The organism is Anaerotignum faecicola, from assembly GCA_024460105.1.
In the GTDB taxonomy this organism is placed as follows: Bacteria; Bacillota; Clostridia; order Lachnospirales; family Anaerotignaceae; genus JANFXS01.
Map to the genome: position 1 here is coordinate 1 of JANFXS010000133.1, position 534 is coordinate 534.

Genomic DNA, 534 nt, shown 5'->3' on the forward strand with positions numbered 1-534 from the left:
GTTTGTTCACCTCAAAGAAATGGAAATGAGAGCCAACCTGAATCGGCCGGTCCCCGATGTTTGCAACCGTCACGCTCTTTGACTCCCTGCCCTCATTTAATATAATATCTCTGTCCTGTGTTATTACTTCACCAGATTTTCTGTCCGTCCGTTTCGATATTCCCGGCCCAATCGGATTATGAACAGTTACCAGCTTCGTCCCGTCGGGAAACGTAGCCTCTACCTGCACCGCCTCCACCATATCCGCAACTCCGTCCATCACATCATCCGCATTTAAAATACCGCGGCCTTTCTCCATCAGTTCCGTCACGCTTCTGCCGTCCCTGGCCAGTTCCAGAAGTTCAGAGCTTAGGTAAGCCACAGCCTCCGCGTAATTAAGTTTCAATCCTCTGCTGCGCCGCTCCTTCGCCAGATTACCAGCCAGATGAAGCATCAGCTTTTCTTCTTCCTTCGGCGTAAGCCTCATAATCATTCCTCCTGTCTTTCCTCTTTTTAAGTCAGCCCTGTCGGCTGCCGGCGTCGCTTTTCTTACAG

General features: G+C 50.7%; 1 protein-coding gene and 1 pseudogene. Both read right to left on the reverse strand.

What is annotated here, in order from left to right; all coding sequences use genetic code 11:
- On the reverse strand, positions 1 to 160 hold a 160-nt coding region (locus tag NE664_13125), incomplete at its 3' end, for an urease subunit beta (protein ID MCQ4727575.1).
- A 9-nt stretch (positions 161 to 169) separates the two neighbouring features.
- A pseudogene (gene ureA / locus NE664_13130) lies at positions 170 to 466 on the reverse strand (urease subunit gamma).
- Between the last annotated feature and the right edge of the window lie 68 nt (positions 467 to 534).